The organism is Xanthomonas sp. NCPPB 3005, from assembly GCF_041228095.2.
Lineage (GTDB): Bacteria > Pseudomonadota > Gammaproteobacteria > Xanthomonadales > Xanthomonadaceae > Xanthomonas_A > Xanthomonas_A bonasiae.
The window spans coordinates 4626068-4643412 of the sequence record NZ_CP166096.2; the positions used below are offsets into that span (position 1 = coordinate 4626068).

Below are 17345 nucleotides of genomic sequence, written 5' to 3' on the forward strand. Positions count from 1 at the left end.
CGGCGTGATCGATCAAACAGCCTGGCGAGGGCTTGCGACTTCCAGACGCATGTCCAGCCCGCCCATACCGAAGAAATCGGCGTTGATCACCTTGAAATGGATGCTGTCGTAGCGCCTGTCATGGGGCACCACATCCTCTTCGCCGCGGCTGGCCACGCCGACAGAAAGGAAATAGTCGCCATCGGCCAGGTCGCAGCGGAATGCGGCCACCACATCGACCGCGCTGCCGGCAGCGCCGCCAGCGGTGAACGCAGGCAGCGGCTTGTACTCGGTATTGGTACCGTAAACGACGACGCCCTCGGCCGTCTTCAGGGTGAAGCCGACGATCGGCCTGATCACCTCGCGCTCGAACACCATTCTGACCACGAGGCGCAATTCCTGGCCGGACTCGAGAATCGGCGGATAAAGCGTTTGCGCCGATCGCAATTCGAAGTCGGTGATGCGTACGGCGCCGTCGCCCCAGCGGAACTCATGGGGATTGTAGTTGGGGCGCGACTCGTAGCCACTGCCCTCGCCGGAGAACGGCACGCTCTCTTCGAACGGCGCGTCTGCGATCCGCTCGCCTGCGTCGGGCGCGGGAGCATCGGTATCGCCGCTACCGAACAGCAAGTTGTAGTAGGCGTTGACCACATCCTTGGGCTTGCCTTGGCGCAGGATGCGGCCGCTATCGAGCAACTGGGCGAACTCGCAGTGCTGCACGATCTGATCGGCCGAGTGGCTGACCAGCAGGATCGAAGCGCCATCGTCCTTGAGCTGCTTGAGCCGCGCGAAGCACTTGGCCTGGAACTTCGCGTCGCCGACCGACAAGGCTTCGTCGACGATCAGCAGCTGCGGGTGCACCTGCGCCTGCACCGCGAACGCCAGGCGCACGACCATGCCGCTGGAATAGCTGCGGATCGGCTGGTCGATGAACGCACCGATGTCGGCGAATGCGAGGATGCGATCGAGGCTCGCATCCACTTCGTCCTTGCTCAACCCGAGGATGGCCGCATTGAGATAGACGTTCTCGCGCCCGGTGAACTCGGGATTGAAGCCGCTCCCCAGTTCCAGCAACGCCGCCACGCGCCCCTGCACCTGGATGCTGCCCTCGGTCGGGGTCAGCGTGCCGGCGATCATCTGCAGGAAGGTCGATTTTCCCGAGCCGTTGCGGCCGATGAGGCCGACCGTCTGGCCGCGGCGCACTTGCAGATCGGCGCCGCGCAATGCCCAGAATTCCCGGTAGTAGCGCCGCGAACCGCCCACCAGACCCTGCAGCAAGCGGTGCGAAGGCCGGTCGTAGATGTGGTAGCACTTGCCGACGCCGCGCGCATCGACCACCAGGTCGGCGTCGCTGGATATCGGGCTGTCCGCTTGCGCCACGGTCAAGAGCTCAGAGGACATCGGCGAACCCCCGGCGCGTCTTCTGGAAGACGAAGTAACCGAAATAGGCGAACGCCAGCGCGCCGAGCGTATACATCCCCAAGCCCGCCCAATCCGGCGCGCGTCCCCAGAATGCGACGTCGCGCGCCTCGTCGATGATGAAGGTCAAGGGATTGAGGTGGAAGACGAACTGGTACTTCGGCGGCAGCGTGCTCACCGGAACGATGGCGGAAGACAGGAACAACGTCGCCGTGGCGATCACGCCGGTCATCTGCCCGATGTCGCGCAGGAAGACGCTCAGCGAAGACAGCAGCCATCCCAGGCCGAGCAATCCGACCGCCAGCGGCAGGAACACGATCGGCAGGAAGACCAGCGTCGGGTGCATTTCGTGCCGCACGATCAGGTTCAGCACGACGAACACCAGCGAATTGGTGCAGGCGTGGAACAGCGCCGACAACACCATCGTCCAGGGCAGCACGTCGAGCGGAAACACGATCCGCTTGACCAGGTTCGAATTGCCGATGACCAAGGTGGGCGCACGCGTCAGGCATTCGGCGAACAGGCCATGCACGATCAGGCCGAGGAACAGCAGCATGGCGAAGTCGGCGATGTTGCCGCTGGTCCCCGGCCAGCGCGATTTCAGCACGTAGCCGAACGCCAAGGTATAGATGATCAACATCATGAAGGGACTGATCAGCGACCACAGCAGACCGAAGCTGGCGCCGCGATAGCGTCCGAGCACGTCGCGCCGGGTCATCTCCATCGTCAGGCTGGGATAGTGCAACCAGGCATGGAACGGACCGGTCGGCGAAATGCGATTCGCCCGTTGCAGCACGTCGTGCATGTCTCAGCTCCGCAGCGCGCGATCGAGATCGGCTTGCAAATCCCCCACATCCTCGACCCCCACGCTCAACCGCACCAGCGCATCGCTGATGCCGAGCTGGGCGCGCCGCTCCACCGGCACCGAGGCGTGGGTCATGACCGCAGGATGGTTGACCAGGCTTTCCACGCCGCCCAGCGATTCGGCCAGGGTGAACAGCTCGGTGCGTTCGCAGAAGCGCTTGGCCGCGTCGAAGCCGCCCTTGAGCACGATCGAGACGATGCCGCCGAAGCCGGACATCTGCCGCTGCGCCAGGGCGTGCTGCGGATGCGAGGCCAGGCCGGGGTAGATCACCTTGTCGATCGCCGGATGGGTATCCAGCCACTGCGCCAGCTGCAACGCGTTGGCGCAATGCGCGCGCATCCGCAGCGGCAGGGTCTTGAGCCCGCGCAGCGCCAGGAAGCTGTCGAACGGGCCCTGTACGCCGCCCACCGAGTTCTGCAGGAACGCCAATTGCTCGGCCAGTTCGGCATTGGCGCCGACCACGGCGATCCCGCCGACCATGTCGGAGTGGCCGTTGAGGTACTTGGTCGCCGAATGCACCACGATGTCCGCACCCAGTTCCAGCGGGCGCTGCAGCATCGGCGAGGCGAAGGTGTTGTCCACCACCACCAGCAGGCCGTGCTTGCGCGCGATCGCGGCGATCGCGGCGATGTCGACGATCTTCAGCATCGGGTTGGTGGGCGTCTCGATCCACACCATCCTGGTCTTGGGTCCGATCGCCGCTTCGAACGCGGCCGGATCGGTCAGGTCGACGAAGCTGAAGTCCAGGGCGGCGGTGCGCCGGCGCACGCGCTCGAACAGGCGGTAGCTGCCGCCGTACAGGTCGTCCATCGCCACCACGTGGCTGCCGCTGTCCAGCAGCTCCATCACCGTGGAGGTGGCGGCCATGCCCGAGGCGAACGCGAATCCGCGCGAACCGCCTTCCAGCGCGGCAACGCAGCGCTCGTAGGCGAAGCGGGTCGGATTGTGGGTGCGCGAGTACTCGAAGCCCTGGTGTTCGCCGGGGCTGGACTGGGCATAGGTGGAGGTCGCATAGATCGGCGGCATCACCGCGCCCGTGGACGGGTCCGGATGCTGGCCGCCATGGATCGCCAGGGTCGCCAGCGACAGCGCGGGGCCGTCGCCATTGGGGTTGGACGTGTGGTCCGTCATGAGGGGTTCCCGGAGAAGGGGCGTGATTCTAGCAGCGAGGTCTGAACGGCCCCCTGTATCGGGAGCCGTCCACGAGGCACCGTCACTGGACGCGGCGGCGCAGGTAGTTGAGCAGGTCGATGCGGGTGATCAGGCCGAGGAAGGTGCCTTCGCTCATGACGATGGCGACCTGGCCGCGGTCGAACACCGGCAACAGCGCTTCGATCGGCGATTTGACGTCGAGCCGGTCCAGCTTGCTGACCATGGCCGTGGCCACCGGGTCGCGGAACCGCGCCTCGTCGCCGTAAACGTGCAACAAGACGTCGCTTTCGTCGACGATGCCGACCAGTTGATCGCCATCCATCACCGGCAGCTGCGACACGTCGTACAGCTTCATGCGCTGGTAGGCGGTGGTCAGCAGGTCGTTGGGGCCGACCACCACGGTGTCGCGCTGGCTGTACGGGCGCAGGATCAGGTCGCGCAGGTCGCCGTGCTGCGGGCGCTCCAGGAAGCCGTTGTCCAGCATCCAGTAGTCGTTGTACATCTTCGACAGGTACTTGTTGCCGGTGTCGCAGACGAACACCAGCACGCGCTTGGGCTCGGTCTGCGCGCGGCAGTACTTGAGCGCGGCGGCCAGCAGGGTGCCGGTCGAGGAGCCGCCGAGGATGCCCTCCTTGGCCAGCAGTTCGCGCGCGGTATGGAAGCTCTCGGCGTCGCTGATCGAATAGGCTTTCCTGACCCGCGAGAAATCGGAGATGTCGGGCAGGAAATCTTCGCCGATGCCCTCGACCAGCCAGCTGCCGGACTTCTCGCTGACCGTGCCCTGCTCGATGTACTCGGTCAGGATCGAGCCGACCGGGTCGGCCAGCACCAGTTCGGTGTGCGGCGAGGCGGCGGCGAACGCGCGCGATAGGCCGGTCATGGTGCCGGAGCTGCCGCAGCCGAACACGATTGCGTCCAGCTTGCCGTCCATCTGCCGCAGGATCTCCGGGCCGGTGCCGAACTCGTGCGCCGCCGGGTTGTCGGGGTTGCCGAACTGGTTGATGAAATAGGCCCCCGGCGTCTCGGCGGCGAGGCGCGCAGCCAGGTCCTGGTAGTACTCGGGATGGCCCTTGGCCACGTCCGAGCGGGTCAGCACCACTTCGGCGCCCATCGCCTTGAGGTTGAAGATCTTCTCCCGGCTCATCTTGTCCGGCACCACCAGGATCAGCTTGTAGCCCTTCTGCTGGGCGACCAGGGCCAGGCCGATACCGGTGTTGCCGGCAGTGCCCTCGACCAGTACCGCGCCGGGCTTCAGCTCGCCGCGGCGCTCGGCCGCCTCGATCATCGACAGACCGATGCGGTCCTTGATCGAGCCGCCGGGATTGGCGCTTTCCAGCTTCAGGTACAGCTCGCACACGCCAGTGTCGAGCTTGCTGGCCTTGACGATGGGGGTGTCGCCGATCAGGTCGAGTACGGAAGAGTGAATGGCCATCGCGTCCGGATGCATCGCGCCGTCATAGCGGCTGGACCGGTGATTATCCGCGGTATGCGCCGGAATGTCAGACAAAGCGCCGAACCGGCACGAAAAAAGCCGCGATCGCGGCTTCGGAGGAGATGACGCGGACGGTGGCAAGCCGACGAGGAGGCCGGCCACCGCCCGCGACAATTGAACGCTTGTCGTGGGAGGGAGGAATCAGTGAGGCTTTTGCTGCTCGTCGTAGAGCCGCAACAGCTTTTCCTTGGCCGCGAGCTTTTCCCGCTTCATCTGCGACAGGGTGAGATCGTCGATCGGCAGCACGCCGAGCTCGGCGTCCATGCACTTCTTGTCCAGGGTCTTGTGGCGTTGGTAGAGCTGCTTGAACTCCGGATCGGACTTGATCAACGCGTCGATTTCGGTCTGCGGTTGCCCTTCGAACATAGGAATAGCCTCCTTCAGCTGGAAACAAGAACGCCCCGGCCGGAACGGCACGGGGCGTTGCCTGGGAGCGGAGTCGCGCGGGTCGCCAGCCACTCCACCGCAACGCCCGGGCCTGCTGCCCTTGGAACGTCTCGCTGCGGTGCGTGCCACTGCTTCATCGGCCCGGAGTCTCCGTGGAACCAGGCGACGGTGTGTCGCCTGGGAGTTCGACCCTACGCCTCCCCACCAGTTCCGGCAAGGGCAGCAGCGCGCGCTTTCCGCATTCAGTTGCTTGCCGCTCAGGCCCAGAGAAAAACCGCGTTAAACGGGCTCCAGGGCCTGCACCGGCCAACCCCGCTCAGGGCGCGATCACCACCTCGGCGGCACGCGCCTTGGTCGCCGGCGCCTTCTTGCCGACCGCCTGCAACCGGCTCGCCGTCACGCCACCGGCGACCAGCGCCTCGCGCAACGCGTCGGCACGCTTCTGCGCCACGCCGGCATCGGCGTCGTAGGCCTCGATCCGCACCCGGCCCTTGGCGCCGATCTGCAGATACTGCGCCAGCGCCTTGGCCTGGCCGGCGGCATCGGCCGACAGCGCCGCCTTGCCTGCCGCGAACGCCCCGCCGGTGACGGTGAAGACCTCCCCGCGCGGCTCGAAACGCGACGCCGGCAGCTTGGCCCCGGCGACCAGCTCGGCCTCCTCGCGCGCCAGCTTGGCCGACTTCTGCTGCGCGGCGCTGAGCTTGGCGGTCTGCTGCCCGGCCACGTTGGTCAGCGCCTGCTCGGCATCCTGCCGCGCCAGCTGCTCGGCCTCGGCGGCCTGGCGCAGGCTTTCGGCCTCTTCGGCCTGGATCTGCGCCTGCACCCGCAGCCGCTCGGCTTCCTGGCGCGCGCGCGCGGCTTCGCGCCGGCTGGCCTCGACCAGCAAGTCGCTGCGGGTCTTCTCCAACTGGTCGACCTGGCGCCGCGCCAGGGCGGCGCGCGCGGCGGTCTCGGCGATCTCGACGCGGCGCTCGGCGAGATAGCGCGCGTCGTCCTGCTCCTTGCGCTTGGCCGCGGCGAACGCGGCGACCGCCTGCTGCGCCTGCAGCCGCTCGTAGGCGGCCACGTCGGCACTCAGCGGATCGGCCTGCAGCGCGACCAGGCGCTGGTTCAGGACCGCCAGCTCCGGATCGTCGGCGGCGAACGCGGCCAGCGGCGCGACCAGCAACAGCAGCGCGGCCAGGCGGCCGGCCATTCCCAGGCGGCGGCTCATGGACGCGCCTCCCCGGTGTTCAAGCTGCGCTGCAGGTCGGCCACCTCGGCCTTGCGCTGTTTGAGTTGCGCATTCGCCACCGCCTCCTCGCTGCGCACCCGCGCCAGGTCGGCATCGGCCGCCACGCGCAGCGCCAGCTGCGGTGCGATCTTGCGTTGGCGGCGGTCCAGCGCCGCCTGTTGCGCCTGCTCCAGGCCCTGGCGGGCAGTGGCGATCAGGTCCGGGGCGTATTGGTCGGCGTCGGCCTGGATCGCGCGCTGCACCGCCTGCTGCGCGGTCTGCAGCTCCGGCGAGGCGACCTGGGCAAAGGCGGCGGGCGTGGCAAACAGCGCCAATGCGCACGCCATCACGTACTGCGGGCAACGGATTTGTGCGAAGCTAGTTTTCATCAAGGGGGGCCGTAGGCGGAGACGTCGAGCACGGCCATTGTCGGAAGCCTGTGGCGCGCTTGCAACGGGCGGCCGCGGATTGTTGGGGAACCATTGCGCATGGATATCGGCTACTTCCTGAAGCTGATGACCGAAAAGAACGCCTCGGACATGTTCCTGACCACGGGAGCACCGGTCTATATCAAGATCGAAGGCAAGCTGTACCCGCTCGGCGCCACCGGCCTGCCGCCGGGCATGGTCAAGAAGATCGCCTACTCGCTGATGGACGAAGGCCAGGTGCCGCAGTTCGAGCGCGAGCTGGAGCTGAACATGGCCATCGCGCTGCAGGACGCCGGCCGCTTCCGGGTCAACGTGTTCAAGCAGCGCGGCGAGGTCGGCATGGTGATCCGCGCGATCCGCAGCAAGATCCCCAGCATCGAGGAACTGCACCTGCCGCAGGTGCTGAAGGACGTGATCATGACCCCGCGCGGGCTGGTGCTGGTGGTCGGCTCCACCGGCTCCGGCAAGTCCACCTCGCTGGCGTCGATGATCGACCACCGCAACAGCACCACCACCGGGCACATCCTCACCATCGAGGATCCGATCGAATACCTGCACAAGCACAAGATGTCGATCGTCAACCAGCGCGAGGTCGGCCTGGACACCCACGCCTTCCACAACGCACTGAAGAACGCGATGCGCGAGGCGCCGGACGTGATCCTGATCGGCGAGATCCTGGACGCGACGACGATGGAGGCGGCGATCGCCTTCGCCGAGACCGGGCATCTGTGCCTGGCCACGCTGCACTCCAACAACGCCGACCAGACCATCGAGCGCATCCTCAACTTCTTCCCGGAGAGCGCGCACAAGAACGTGCTGATGAACCTGGCGCTGAACCTGCGCGCGGTGGTCTCGCAGCGCCTGGTCAAGGACAAGAACGAGCGCCGCCGCCCGGCCACCGAGGTGCTGCTGAACACGCCGATGATCCGCGACCTGCTGCGCCGCGGCCAGGTCCACGAGATCAAGGCGGCGATGGAGGAATCGCTGGAGGAAGGCATGGAAACCTTCGACCAGTGCCTGTTCCGGATGGTCAAGCAGGGCCAGATCGAGCAGGAGGAGGCGCTGCGCGCTGCCGACTCGCGCGACGGCCTGGCGCTGAAATTCCGCCTGTCCGAAGGCTCCAGCGGGGAACACGATCCCTACGCCGACTACGACGCCGGCAACAGCGGCGGCGTCAGCTCGCCGCGGATCACGCACGGCTTCGGTTGAGACAGCCGCACTCCTGTAGGAGCGGCTTCAGCCGCGACACACAGCATCCGGCAAGACCCTGTCGCGGCTGAAGCCGCTCCTACAGAAGCAGGATGCCAGCCTCAGCCCTGCGCGTCCGGTTGCCGCTCCGGGCGCGCCGCTTCGAACGCCGGCAGCGCCAGACAGGCCTGCTCGATCCGGGCGATGGTCGGATACGCCTGCATGTCCACGCCGAAGCGGCGCGCGTTGAACACCTGCGGCACCAGGCAGCAATCGGCCATGCCGGGCTGCTCGCCGTGGCAGTAGCTGCCGGTATCGGGCGACTCGGCAAGCAACTGTTCCAGCGCATCGAAGCCCAGCACGATCCAGTGCAGCATCCACTCTTCGCGTTCGGACTGCGGTACGTTCCAGACGTTCTCGAAGAACTGGGTCACGCGCAGGTTGTTGAGCGGATGCACGTCGCTGGCGATCAGTTGCGCCAGCCCGCGCACACGGGCACGGTCGATCGCCGCGTCGGGCAGCAGCGGCGGCTCCGGCCAGCGCTCGTCCAGGTATTCCAGGATCGCCAGCGACTGGCGGATCGCCTGGCCGTCGTGGCACAGCGTGGGCACCAGTTCCTGCGGATTGAGCCGCGCGTACTCAGGCGAATGCTGCTGGCCGCCGTCGCGCAGCAGGTGCACCGGCAACGCCTGGTAGGCCAGCCCCTTCAGATTGAGGCCGATGCGAACGCGATAGGCGGCGCTGGAACGCCAGTAGGTGTACAGCTGCAACGCCTCTTCCACGCTCTGCCCTCCCGTCCGGACGATCACGATACCGGTGGACACAGTAGCAGCGGCACCGCCGGTCGTCTCGGTGCCGCCACTGGCCGGCTCAGGGCCGGGAGGCGGGCTCGATGCGCTGTTCGATCGCGCCGAAGATGCTTACTCCGTCACGGTCCAGCATCTCGATCCGCACCACGTCGCCGAACTTCATGAACGGCGTGCTCGGCTGCCCGTCGCGCAGCGTTTCCACTACGCGCAGCTCGGCGAAGCACGAGGCGCCGCGCGTGGTGTCCTGGTTGGCGATGGTGCCCGAGCCGATCACCGCGCCGGCCGCCAGCGGCCGCGTCTTGGCCGCGTGCGCGACCAGCTGGGCGAAGTCGAACTGCATGTCCTCGCCGGCTTCCGGCGCGCCGAACCAGGCGCCGTTGATGTGGGTCAACAGCGGCAGATGCAGCTTGTTGTCGCGCCATGCCTCGCCCAGCTCGTCCGGGGTCACGAACACCGGCGACAGCGCCGAGCGCGGCTTGGACTGCACGAAGCCGAACCCCTTGGCCAGTTCGGCCGGGATCAGGTTGCGCAGCGACACGTCGTTGACCAGCCCCACCAGCTGGATATGCGCCGCAGCCTGCTGCGCATCGACCGCCATCGGCACGTCGTCGGTGACCACCACGATCTCCGCCTCCAGGTCGATGCCGTAGTCCTCGCTGACCACCTTGACCGCATCGCGCGGGCCGTAGAAACCGGCGCTGACCGCCTGGTACATCAGCGGATCGGTGTAGAAGCTCTCCGGCACCTCGGCGCCGCGCGCGCGCCGCACCCGCTCCACGTGCGGCAGGTAGGCGCTGCCGTCGAGGAATTCGTAGGCGCGCGGCAACGGCGCGGCCAGCGCGGCGAGGTCCAGGTCGAACTGGCCGTCGGCGCTGCCGTCGTTGAGCGACTCGGACAGCGCGTTCAGGCGCGGCGCCAGATTGCTCCAGTCCTCCAGCGCGCGCTGCAGGGTCGTGGCGATGCCGGTGGCGCGCACGGCGCGGGTCAGATCGCGGGAAACGACGATCAGGGTGCCGTCGCGGCCGCCTTCCTTCAGGGAACCTAGCTTCATGTCCGTCCAGTGCTGGGGAGCTGATCGGGCGATTGTACGGCCAGACCGCATATTGGTTGCAACTGAAACGGAATTGCCGACTGTCGGATGGTTCACTGCGACTTTTGTGCAACGCGCCAATTCAGCGTAGACTCGCCAGGTCTGCATGCGGCCGTCCGTTTCCCTTAGGGATCGCCGGCGAGGCCAGGATCGTTTCGATCCGCTCGCCCGCCCCGCCCGACGCCTTTCGTGGTGCCGACAAACCCGAGCGCTGTCTGCTCCGGGTTGATCCACCCTCTCGCAGCGCGGTTCACGGGAACGCTCCGAGCCTCACCCAACTTGCGTCTTCCCGCCGGGCATGTCCCGGCGACGGCGCGTTATCCGGAGCTTTCCTCGATGTCGTTCGAATCCCTGGGCCTGGCGCCCTTCCTGCTGCGTGCGTTGGCCGAGCAGGGCTATGAAACCCCCACCCCGATCCAGTTGCAGGCGATTCCGCTGGCGCTGGCCGGCCACGACCTGATGGCCGGCGCGCAGACCGGTACCGGCAAGACCGCCGCGTTCGGCCTGCCGCTGCTGCAGCACCTGGGCACCTCGCCGCAGCCGGTCGGCAATGGCGCACGCAAGCCGCGCGCGCTGATCCTGACCCCGACCCGCGAGCTGGCCACCCAGGTGCACGACAGCCTGCGCGGCTACAGCAAGTACCTGCGCATCCCCAGCACCACCATCTACGGCGGCGTCGGCATGGGCAACCAGCTCGACGCGCTGCGTCGCGGCGTGGACCTGCTGATCGCCTGCCCGGGCCGCCTGCTCGATCACCTCGAGCGCCGCAGCGTGGACCTGTCGGGCATCGAGATCCTGGTGCTGGACGAAGCCGACCGCATGCTCGACATGGGCTTCCTGCCCTCGATCAAGCGCATCCTGGCCAAGCTGCCCAAGCAGAACCGGCAGACCCTGCTGTTCTCGGCGACCTTCGAGGAAGGCATCAAGCAGCTGGCCCGCGAGTTCATGCACAACCCGCAGGAAATCCAGGCCACGCCGAGCAACACCGTCGCCGACACCATCACCCACCGCGTGCACCCGGTCGACGGCACGCGCAAGCGCGAGCTGCTGCTGCACCTGCTGGCCGCCGATTCGCGCATGCAGACGCTGGTGTTCGCGCGCACCAAGCACGGCGCCGACAAGCTGACCATGTTCCTGGACAAGTCCGGGCTGAAGACCGCCGCGATCCACGGCAACAAGAGCCAGGGCCAGCGCCTGCGCGCGCTGAGCGACTTCAAGGCCGGCCGCATCACCGTGCTGGTGGCGACCGACATCGCCGCGCGCGGCATCGACATCGACCAGCTGCCGAAGGTCATCAACTACGACCTGCCGATGGTCGCCGAGGACTACGTGCACCGGATCGGCCGCACCGGCCGCAACGGCTCGCAGGGCGAGGCGGTGTCGCTGGTGGCGCAGGACGAGGCCAAGCTGCTGCGTGCGATCTCGCGCATGCTCAAGCGCGAGATGGACATCCGCGACGTACCGGGCTTCGAGCCGTCCACGCCGATCCGTTGGGGCAACAACAATCCGGCCGACGAGCGTCCGGGCGGCCAGCGTCCGCCGCGCAAGAGCACCCACGCACGGCGTCCGCACGGCGACGCGCCGCGCCCGCACGCGCATGCCGGCGCCAAGCCGGCCGGCGGCGCCCAGCCGGGCGGCGCACGCCGCCAGGGCGAGCGCCGTCGCAGCGGCGGCCAGCCCAGCGCCGCGCGCTAAGCGCAGCCGACCGCAGCACCACCAACGCCGCCTCCGGGCGGCGTTCGTGTTTTCGCGACGCACCACCATCGCGAGACCGCAGCAGTGCCGGCGATCCGCCGGCCACTTCCCCCGCCACCTACAATGACGCCATGGATATCTTCAAGAGTTTTACCCTGGAGGCAGCGCACCGCCTGCCCAACGTCCCGCCCGGCCACAAGTGCGCACGGCTGCACGGGCATTCGTTCCGGATCGAGCTGCACGTCAGCGGCGAACCTGGCGCCGACACCGGCTGGGTCATGGACTTCGGCGACATCAAGGCCGCGTTCCGTCCGATCTACGACCGCCTCGACCACCACTACCTCAACGACATCGAGGGACTGGAGAACCCGACCAGCGAACGCCTGGCGATCTGGATCTGGGAACGGCTCAAGCCGGCATTGCCGCTGCTGAGCGAGGTGGTGGTCCACGAGACCTGCACCTCTGGTTGCCGGTATCGCGGTCCTGCTTGAGGCGGGGAGTCGGGATTGGGGATTGGGGATTCGCAAGGGCGGTTATGACGGGACCTGACGGATGTCGGGTGGCCGGTCCGCTCCGAGCGGCCGGTGGGCGCAATCGGTGGCTATCCGATGGGCGGACGAGCCGTGCCGGAGCTGGCCAACCGGGCGCCAACCCATTGATCTGAAAGTCAGTTTGAACGAAACCTGAGCGGCTTCAGAAAATAATGTTGCATTGCAGCAGAATGCGCGTATGTTGCACTGCAACAGCAATCAGCATTCCCTTGGAGTCGCATGATGTCCGCTCAGTTCAACGATCAATTCAGCAGCTACACCCAGCAGTTCGCCGCCGCCGCTTCGCGCGCCAACCGCCTGGCGTTGGAAAGCGCTGAGAGCGTGTTCGGCGTGCAGTTGAAGACCTTCGAGAAGAACGTCGCCGCGACCACCGGCTTCCTCGGCGAGCTCACCGAAGCGCGCGACCTGGGCAGCGTGCAGTCGCTGTGGCCGAAGGGCCTGCAGATCGCCCGCGACAATTTCGAGCGGCTGGCCACGGCCAACCAGGAAGTGTTCGGCCTCGGCCTGAAGACCTCCGAAGCCATCGGCCAGCTCGCCAAGAGCCAGTTCGAGGCGGCCAGCGACCAGGCCGCACCGAAGGCCAAGACCAAATAAGTCCACTGCGGCGCAGCCGCACGACTGACCAGTGGTACGCGCGGGTCCCTCCCCCCGCGCAGCCAAGACCCGGTAGATCCCTCCCTCTACCGGGTCTTTTTTATGGCCGGGATTTGGGATTCGGGATTTGGGATTCGCAAGTGCGGGCGTTCCTGCGCTGCCTGCCAGGGCCTAGGGCCGAAGTTTTCCAGTCCGGCATCCGGGCTGAAAGCCCCTCCTTCACAACAGTCCTTTCCTCGCGAAAGCGGCTAGTGCGCTGCGTGCGCTTCCGGCCAGGCGCGGGCTCAGTCCTGCGCCATCTGCACGCCCTGCCATGGGCGCAGCGACGCCGCCAGCGCCGCCGGGTCCGGATGCGGCCGATACGGCAAGCGTCCCCAGCACGGTATCGGCAGCCGCTCCTGCAGCATGCGCATGTTGGCGTCGATGCGTTCCATCGCCGGATCGATCTCGTTGCCGATCCAGCCGATGCAGCGCAGGCCGTCGGCGGCGATCGCCGCGGCCGTGAGCCGGGCGTGGTTGAGGCATCCCAGGCGCAGGCCGACCACCAGCACCACCGGCAGCGCCAGCGCGCGCGCCAGATCGGCCTGCTCCAGGGTCGCCGACAGCGGCGCCGCCCAGCCGCCGACGCCTTCCACCACCACCACGTCGGCTTGCGCACGCAACCGCGCGAAGGCGTCGGCGATCGGCCCCATTTCCACGCACACCCCGGCATCGGCGGCGGCCAGTTCCGGCGCCAGCGGCAGCGGCAAGGCGTAGGGGTTGAGGTCGGCATAGTCCGGGCGCGGCATGCTCGCCGCCTGCAGCGCCAGCGCATCCTCGTTGCGCCAGCCGTCCGCGCTGCGCTCGCAGCCGCTGGCGACCGGCTTCATGCCCACCGCCGTCTGCCCGCGCGCGCGCAACGCGTGCAGCAGTGCGGTGCTGGCGACGGTCTTGCCGATGCCGGTATCGGTGCCGGTGACGTAGAAGGCGGGGAAGCGCATCGTGGCAGGATCCTCGAGGTCGGCGCATGCGGCGCGGGCGCGCAGGATAGCCGGCGCGCCGCGCCGCGTCAGCGCTGCCCGGCCTTTCGCCGGTGCGCCCGGGACTGGCGCCTCGGGCTACCGCTCTGCCTCGCGCCTCGACAGGCGCCGGCGCACAGGCCGCCATCGGCCGCTGCTAGACTCGCGCGATGTTCGCTTCCTCTTCGCTCACCGGCAGCAAGCCGGAACAGTACGCCCAACTGCTCGCCCAGGCCCGTTCCCTGGTCAGCGGCGAGCCCGACCGCATCGCCAATGCCGCCAACCTGGCGGCGCTGGTGTACCACGCGTTGCCGCGGCTGAACTGGGTCGGTTTCTACCTGTACGACGGCAAGGAACTGGTGGTCGGGCCGTTCCAGGGCCTGCCCGCCTGCGTGCGCATCCCGCTGCACAAGGGCGTGTGCGGCGCCGCCGCCAGCACCGGCCAGACCCAGCGCATCGACGACGTCGAGGCCTTTCCCGGGCATATCGCCTGCGATGCGGCATCGCGCTCGGAACTGGTGGTGCCGCTGCTGCGCGCTGGCGAGCTGATCGGCGTGTTCGACCTGGACAGCCCGGACCTGGCGCGCTTCGATGCCGACGACCAGCACGGCCTGGAAGCGATCGCGCAGGTCTTCGTCGACGCACTGCGATGAGCCGGCGATGAGCACCGAAAAACTGCGCAACATCGGCCCCAAGAGCGCGGCCTGGCTGCGCCAGGTCGGCCTGCGCACGCAGCAGGACCTGGCCGCGGCCGGCGCGGTCGGCGCGTTCCTGAAGGTCAAGCGCGCCGGCTTCAAGCCCAGCCTCAACCTGCTGTATTCGCTGGAAGGGGCGCTGACCGGCTGCCATTGGCAGGAACTGCCCGAGGCGCGGCGCGCGCAACTGCTCGGCGAGCTGGACGCCGCGGCGGCGCAGTTGCCGGCGCAGCGCGGCCTGCCGGTGGCCGGACCGGTGGCGACCACCCATTTCGACCGCGACGGCGACCGCAGCGACACGCCCTATGCGCAGGACGCGTACGACGCATCCGACGACCACGAACGCGACGACGGCCACGCCAGCGAGCGCGACGACGGCTGATCCGCGCGCAACAGCGGCGATCGCGTACAATCGCGCCGCTTCAAGGTGACCTGCCGGCTCCGGCCTGCAGGTTGAAACGGGAAGCCGGTGCGTCTTGCGACAAGGCCGGCGCTGCCCCCGCAACGGTAAGCGATCCGCGCTGACGACTTGCGCCACTGTGCCTCGGGCATGGGAAGGCGTCGCAGCCGGGAGTCCGACTCCCAGATCGCCAGCCCGGAGACCGGCCTTGCAGTTCACTGGTTGCGATGCGGAGGGCGTCGCGGCGTGCCGCGCCGCGTCTGGCGCCGTCCGCTTGCACCTTCCGTTCGCGACTCCTTCGCCGTCACAGCGCGTCCGCGCGCCGGAGTTGCCCCATGTCGTTCCGCCTGCTTTCGGTCGCGATCGCGTCCGCCCTGTCCCTGCCCTCGCTGGCGCTCGCCGCCGATGCCGCCACCGACCTGGACCAGGTCCTGGTCACCGCCACCCGCACCCAGATCTCGGTCGAGGACAGCGTGGTCCCGGCGCAGGTGATCGACCGCGCCGAGATCGAGCGCAGCCAGGCCACGTCGCTGGCGCAGCTGCTGCAGGGCCGCGCCGGCATCGGCGTCTCCAACCAGGGCGGGCTGGGCAAGCTGACCACGCTGAGCCTGCGCGGCAGCGAATCGGATCACATGCTGGTGCTGGTGGACGGCGTGCGCATCGGCTCGGCCAGCGCCGGCCTGGCCGCGTTCCAGGACCTGCCGCTGAGCCAGATCGACCGCATCGAGATCGTGCGCGGCCCGCGCTCGAGTCTGTACGGCTCCGATGCGATCGGCGGCGTGATCCAGATCTTCACCCGCCGCGGCGGCCAGGGCCTGCAGCAGAACCTGAGCCTGGGCGCCGGCAGCAACGGCCTGCGCGAGGCCAGCGCCGGCTTCAGCAACCGCGGCGAGCGCGGCTGGCTGTCGGTGCAGGGCGGCTACCAGAAGACCGACGGCATCAATGCCTGCAACGGCTCGGCCACCCTGTTCGCCGGCTGCTACGTCGACGAGCCGGACCGCGACGGCTACCGCAACACCTCGCTCAGCGCGCGCGGCGGCTATGCGCTGAGCGACACGCTGCGCATCGAAGGCCAGGCGCTGAACATCGACAGCCGCAACGAGTACGACGGCGATGCGCTGTTCGCCGGCAACGAGGCCGACAACACCCAGCAGGTGTTCGGCGGCAAGCTCGACTGGACCCCGTCCGAGCGCGTGCACCTGGCCGCGCAGCTCGGCCGCAACACCGACCAGGCCGACAGCTACTACCACGCCGCCGGCAGCGACACGCGCAGCTTCGTCAGCACCTTCGACAGCCGCCGCGACACCGCCTCGCTGCAGGGCGACTTCGGCCTGGCCGAAGGCCATCTGCTCAGCGCCGGCGCCGACTGGCAGCGCGAGGAAGTCACCGGCACCACCGCCTTCGACGTGGACCAGCGCGACAACACCGGCGTGTTCGCCGAGTACCAGGGCCGCTTCGGCGCGCAGCAGGTGCAGGCCAGCGTGCGCAGCGACGACAACGAGCAGTTCGGCCAGCACACCACCGGCAGCCTCGGCTGGGGCCTGGCGCTGGACGGCGGCTTCAAGCTCACCGCCAGCCTCGGCACCGGCTTCAAGGCGCCGACCTTCAACGACCTGTACTACCCGTTTTCCGGCAATCCGGAACTGAAGCCGGAGAAGTCCAAGAGCGGCAACCTGGGCGTGGCGCAGTACGCCGACAGCTGGAACTGGACGTTCAACGTCTACGAGACCCGGGTCGACGACCTGATCTCCTACGATGCCGCCACCTTCCTGCCGGTCAACGTGGACAAGGCGCGGATCCGCGGCGCCGAGCTGACCGGCTACGCGACGCTGGCCGGCTGGGAACTGTCGGCGCAGCTCAGCCACACCGATCCGCGCAACCGCAGCGACGGCGCCAACCGCGACAACTGGCTGGCGCGGCGCGCGCAGGACACCGCGCGGCTGGACGTGGACCGCGGCTTCGGCCCGGTCAAGCTCGGCGTCACCGCGTTCGGCAGCGGCCACCGCTACGACGACGCGGCCAACAGCGTGCGCCTGGCCGGCTACGGCACGCTGGACCTGCGCGTGGAATACGCGTTCGCGGCGGACTGGACGCTGCAGGCCAAGGCCAGCAACGTGTTCGATCGCGACTACCAGACCATCAGCTGGTACAACCAGCCGGGCCGCGAGTACGCGCTGACCCTGCGCTACGCGCCGGCGGCGCGCTGAGCCCCCGCAGCGGGCTACGCCGGACGGCGTGGCCCGCTGCGCATGCATTCATCGCAGGCATGCGCGCGCGACGCGACGTGTCTCGCCCAACGCGGGTTCGGCGATCGGGCGCCACCGGCGCCGCTGGCAACATCCGTCGCGTCTGACGCCGCGCCATAGGCTTCGCCGTGCGTCGCGCGGCAT

The 17345-nt window shown here is 68.3% G+C and carries 17 protein-coding genes and 1 riboswitch; of the genes, 7 read left to right on the plus strand and 10 right to left on the minus strand.

The window, feature by feature from the left end; translation table 11 throughout:
- Positions 1–12 precede the first annotated feature (12 nt).
- The 7 genes from AB8810_RS19975 to AB8810_RS20005 all read right to left on the minus strand — a co-directional run bounded on the left by AB8810_RS19975 (position 13) and on the right by AB8810_RS20005 (position 6896).
- Positions 13–1380 carry an ABC transporter ATP-binding protein gene (locus AB8810_RS19975; RefSeq protein ID WP_369914653.1) on the minus strand — a complete coding sequence of 456 codons (1368 nt, stop codon included), beginning with the start codon at positions 1378–1380 and terminating at the stop codon, positions 13–15.
- A complete protein-coding gene (locus AB8810_RS19980) occupies positions 1370–2203 on the minus strand; it encodes an ABC transporter permease (protein ID WP_179568623.1) in 834 nt (277 codons plus the stop codon). The genes AB8810_RS19975 and AB8810_RS19980 overlap by 11 nt, the downstream gene beginning before the upstream one ends.
- Before the next feature lie 3 nt (positions 2204–2206).
- Entirely contained in the window at positions 2207–3394 is a 1188-nt protein-coding gene (locus AB8810_RS19985; RefSeq protein ID WP_191825416.1) for a cystathionine gamma-synthase, read from the minus strand.
- An 82-nt stretch (positions 3395–3476) separates the two neighbouring features.
- Positions 3477–4847, minus strand: a complete 1371-nt coding sequence (locus tag AB8810_RS19990) for a pyridoxal-phosphate dependent enzyme (RefSeq protein WP_369914654.1) — start codon at positions 4845–4847, stop codon at positions 3477–3479.
- 201 nt (positions 4848–5048) lie between these two features.
- Positions 5049–5273, minus strand: a complete 225-nt coding sequence (locus AB8810_RS19995) for a YdcH family protein (RefSeq protein WP_009575526.1) — start codon at positions 5271–5273, stop codon at positions 5049–5051.
- 337 nt (positions 5274–5610) lie between these two features.
- The gene (locus AB8810_RS20000) at positions 5611–6507 is read right to left on the minus strand and encodes an OmpA family protein (RefSeq protein WP_179568629.1); all 897 of its coding nucleotides are present in this window, start codon (positions 6505–6507) and stop codon (positions 5611–5613) included.
- On the minus strand, positions 6504–6896 hold the full coding sequence (locus tag AB8810_RS20005) for a DUF4398 domain-containing protein (RefSeq protein ID WP_179568631.1): 393 nt from the start codon (positions 6894–6896) through the stop codon (positions 6504–6506). The genes AB8810_RS20000 and AB8810_RS20005 overlap by 4 nt, the downstream gene beginning before the upstream one ends.
- A 99-nt stretch (positions 6897–6995) precedes the next feature.
- Here AB8810_RS20005 and AB8810_RS20010 point away from each other — a divergent pair, with 99 nt between their 5' ends.
- A complete protein-coding gene (locus AB8810_RS20010; RefSeq protein ID WP_179568633.1) occupies positions 6996–8144 on the plus strand; it encodes a PilT/PilU family type 4a pilus ATPase in 1149 nt (382 codons plus the stop codon).
- Positions 8145–8245: 101 nt separating this feature from the next.
- On the opposite strand, the gene maiA is transcribed toward AB8810_RS20010, so the two are convergent.
- Positions 8246–8905 carry a maleylacetoacetate isomerase gene (maiA, locus tag AB8810_RS20015; RefSeq protein WP_179568635.1) on the minus strand — a complete coding sequence of 220 codons (660 nt, stop codon included), beginning with the start codon at positions 8903–8905 and terminating at the stop codon, positions 8246–8248.
- Between the two features lie 88 nt (positions 8906–8993).
- Positions 8994–9983, minus strand: coding sequence for a fumarylacetoacetate hydrolase family protein (locus AB8810_RS20020; RefSeq protein WP_206230133.1), 990 nt, complete (start codon positions 9981–9983; stop codon positions 8994–8996).
- Positions 9984–10358: 375 nt separating this feature from the next.
- Between AB8810_RS20020 and AB8810_RS20025 the strand changes: the two genes are divergently transcribed.
- From AB8810_RS20025 to AB8810_RS20035, 3 genes are all read left to right on the plus strand, one after another.
- A complete protein-coding gene (locus AB8810_RS20025; protein WP_179568644.1) occupies positions 10359–11717 on the plus strand; it encodes a DEAD/DEAH box helicase in 1359 nt (452 codons plus the stop codon).
- A 131-nt stretch (positions 11718–11848) separates the two neighbouring features.
- Complete coding sequence (gene queD / locus AB8810_RS20030) at positions 11849–12208, plus strand: 6-carboxytetrahydropterin synthase QueD (RefSeq protein WP_179568646.1); 360 nt, start codon at positions 11849–11851, stop codon at positions 12206–12208.
- 282 nt (positions 12209–12490) lie between these two features.
- Positions 12491–12862: a phasin family protein gene (locus AB8810_RS20035; RefSeq protein WP_191825413.1), complete on the plus strand. Its 372-nt coding sequence runs from the start codon at positions 12491–12493 to the stop codon at positions 12860–12862.
- A gap of 284 nt (positions 12863–13146) precedes the next feature.
- On the opposite strand, the gene bioD is transcribed toward AB8810_RS20035, so the two are convergent.
- A complete protein-coding gene (gene bioD, locus AB8810_RS20040; RefSeq protein WP_369914657.1) occupies positions 13147–13842 on the minus strand; it encodes a dethiobiotin synthase in 696 nt (231 codons plus the stop codon).
- Between the two features lie 188 nt (positions 13843–14030).
- Between bioD and AB8810_RS20045 the strand changes: the two genes are divergently transcribed.
- From AB8810_RS20045 to btuB, 3 genes are all read left to right on the plus strand, one after another.
- Positions 14031–14513: a GAF domain-containing protein gene (locus tag AB8810_RS20045; protein WP_179568652.1), complete on the plus strand. Its 483-nt coding sequence runs from the start codon at positions 14031–14033 to the stop codon at positions 14511–14513.
- Between the two features lie 7 nt (positions 14514–14520).
- Positions 14521–14937, plus strand: a complete 417-nt coding sequence (locus tag AB8810_RS20050) for a TfoX/Sxy family protein (protein WP_179568654.1) — start codon at positions 14521–14523, stop codon at positions 14935–14937.
- Positions 14938–14963: 26 nt separating this feature from the next.
- Positions 14964–15181, plus strand: a riboswitch (cobalamin riboswitch).
- A gap of 109 nt (positions 15182–15290) precedes the next feature.
- Positions 15291–17162, plus strand: a complete 1872-nt coding sequence (gene btuB / locus AB8810_RS20055; RefSeq protein WP_369914659.1) for a TonB-dependent vitamin B12 receptor — start codon at positions 15291–15293, stop codon at positions 17160–17162.
- The last annotated feature ends 183 nt before the right edge of the window (positions 17163–17345 follow it).

Coding starts and splice junctions, on each gene's coding strand:
- AB8810_RS20000 (WP_179568629.1), bottom strand. CDS start 6,507: ATGAGCCGCCGCCTGGGAATGGCCGGCCGCCTGGCCGCGCTGCTGTTG.
- AB8810_RS20010 (WP_179568633.1), top strand. CDS start 6,996: ATGGATATCGGCTACTTCCTGAAGCTGATGACCGAAAAGAACGCCTCG.
- AB8810_RS19980 (WP_179568623.1), bottom strand. CDS start 2,203: ATGCACGACGTGCTGCAACGGGCGAATCGCATTTCGCCGACCGGTCCG.
- AB8810_RS20035 (WP_191825413.1), top strand. CDS start 12,491: ATGTCCGCTCAGTTCAACGATCAATTCAGCAGCTACACCCAGCAGTTC.
- AB8810_RS19985 (WP_191825416.1), bottom strand. CDS start 3,394: ATGACGGACCACACGTCCAACCCCAATGGCGACGGCCCCGCGCTGTCG.
- AB8810_RS20005 (WP_179568631.1), bottom strand. CDS start 6,896: ATGAAAACTAGCTTCGCACAAATCCGTTGCCCGCAGTACGTGATGGCG.
- AB8810_RS19995 (WP_009575526.1), bottom strand. CDS start 5,273: ATGTTCGAAGGGCAACCGCAGACCGAAATCGACGCGTTGATCAAGTCC.
- AB8810_RS20045 (WP_179568652.1), top strand. CDS start 14,031: ATGTTCGCTTCCTCTTCGCTCACCGGCAGCAAGCCGGAACAGTACGCC.
- btuB (WP_369914659.1), top strand. CDS start 15,291: ATGTCGTTCCGCCTGCTTTCGGTCGCGATCGCGTCCGCCCTGTCCCTG.
- AB8810_RS19990 (WP_369914654.1), bottom strand. CDS start 4,847: ATGGCCATTCACTCTTCCGTACTCGACCTGATCGGCGACACCCCCATC.
- AB8810_RS20025 (WP_179568644.1), top strand. CDS start 10,359: ATGTCGTTCGAATCCCTGGGCCTGGCGCCCTTCCTGCTGCGTGCGTTG.
- bioD (WP_369914657.1), bottom strand. CDS start 13,842: ATGCGCTTCCCCGCCTTCTACGTCACCGGCACCGATACCGGCATCGGC.
- queD (WP_179568646.1), top strand. CDS start 11,849: ATGGATATCTTCAAGAGTTTTACCCTGGAGGCAGCGCACCGCCTGCCC.
- AB8810_RS20050 (WP_179568654.1), top strand. CDS start 14,521: ATGAGCACCGAAAAACTGCGCAACATCGGCCCCAAGAGCGCGGCCTGG.
- AB8810_RS20020 (WP_206230133.1), bottom strand. CDS start 9,983: ATGAAGCTAGGTTCCCTGAAGGAAGGCGGCCGCGACGGCACCCTGATC.
- AB8810_RS19975 (WP_369914653.1), bottom strand. CDS start 1,380: ATGTCCTCTGAGCTCTTGACCGTGGCGCAAGCGGACAGCCCGATATCC.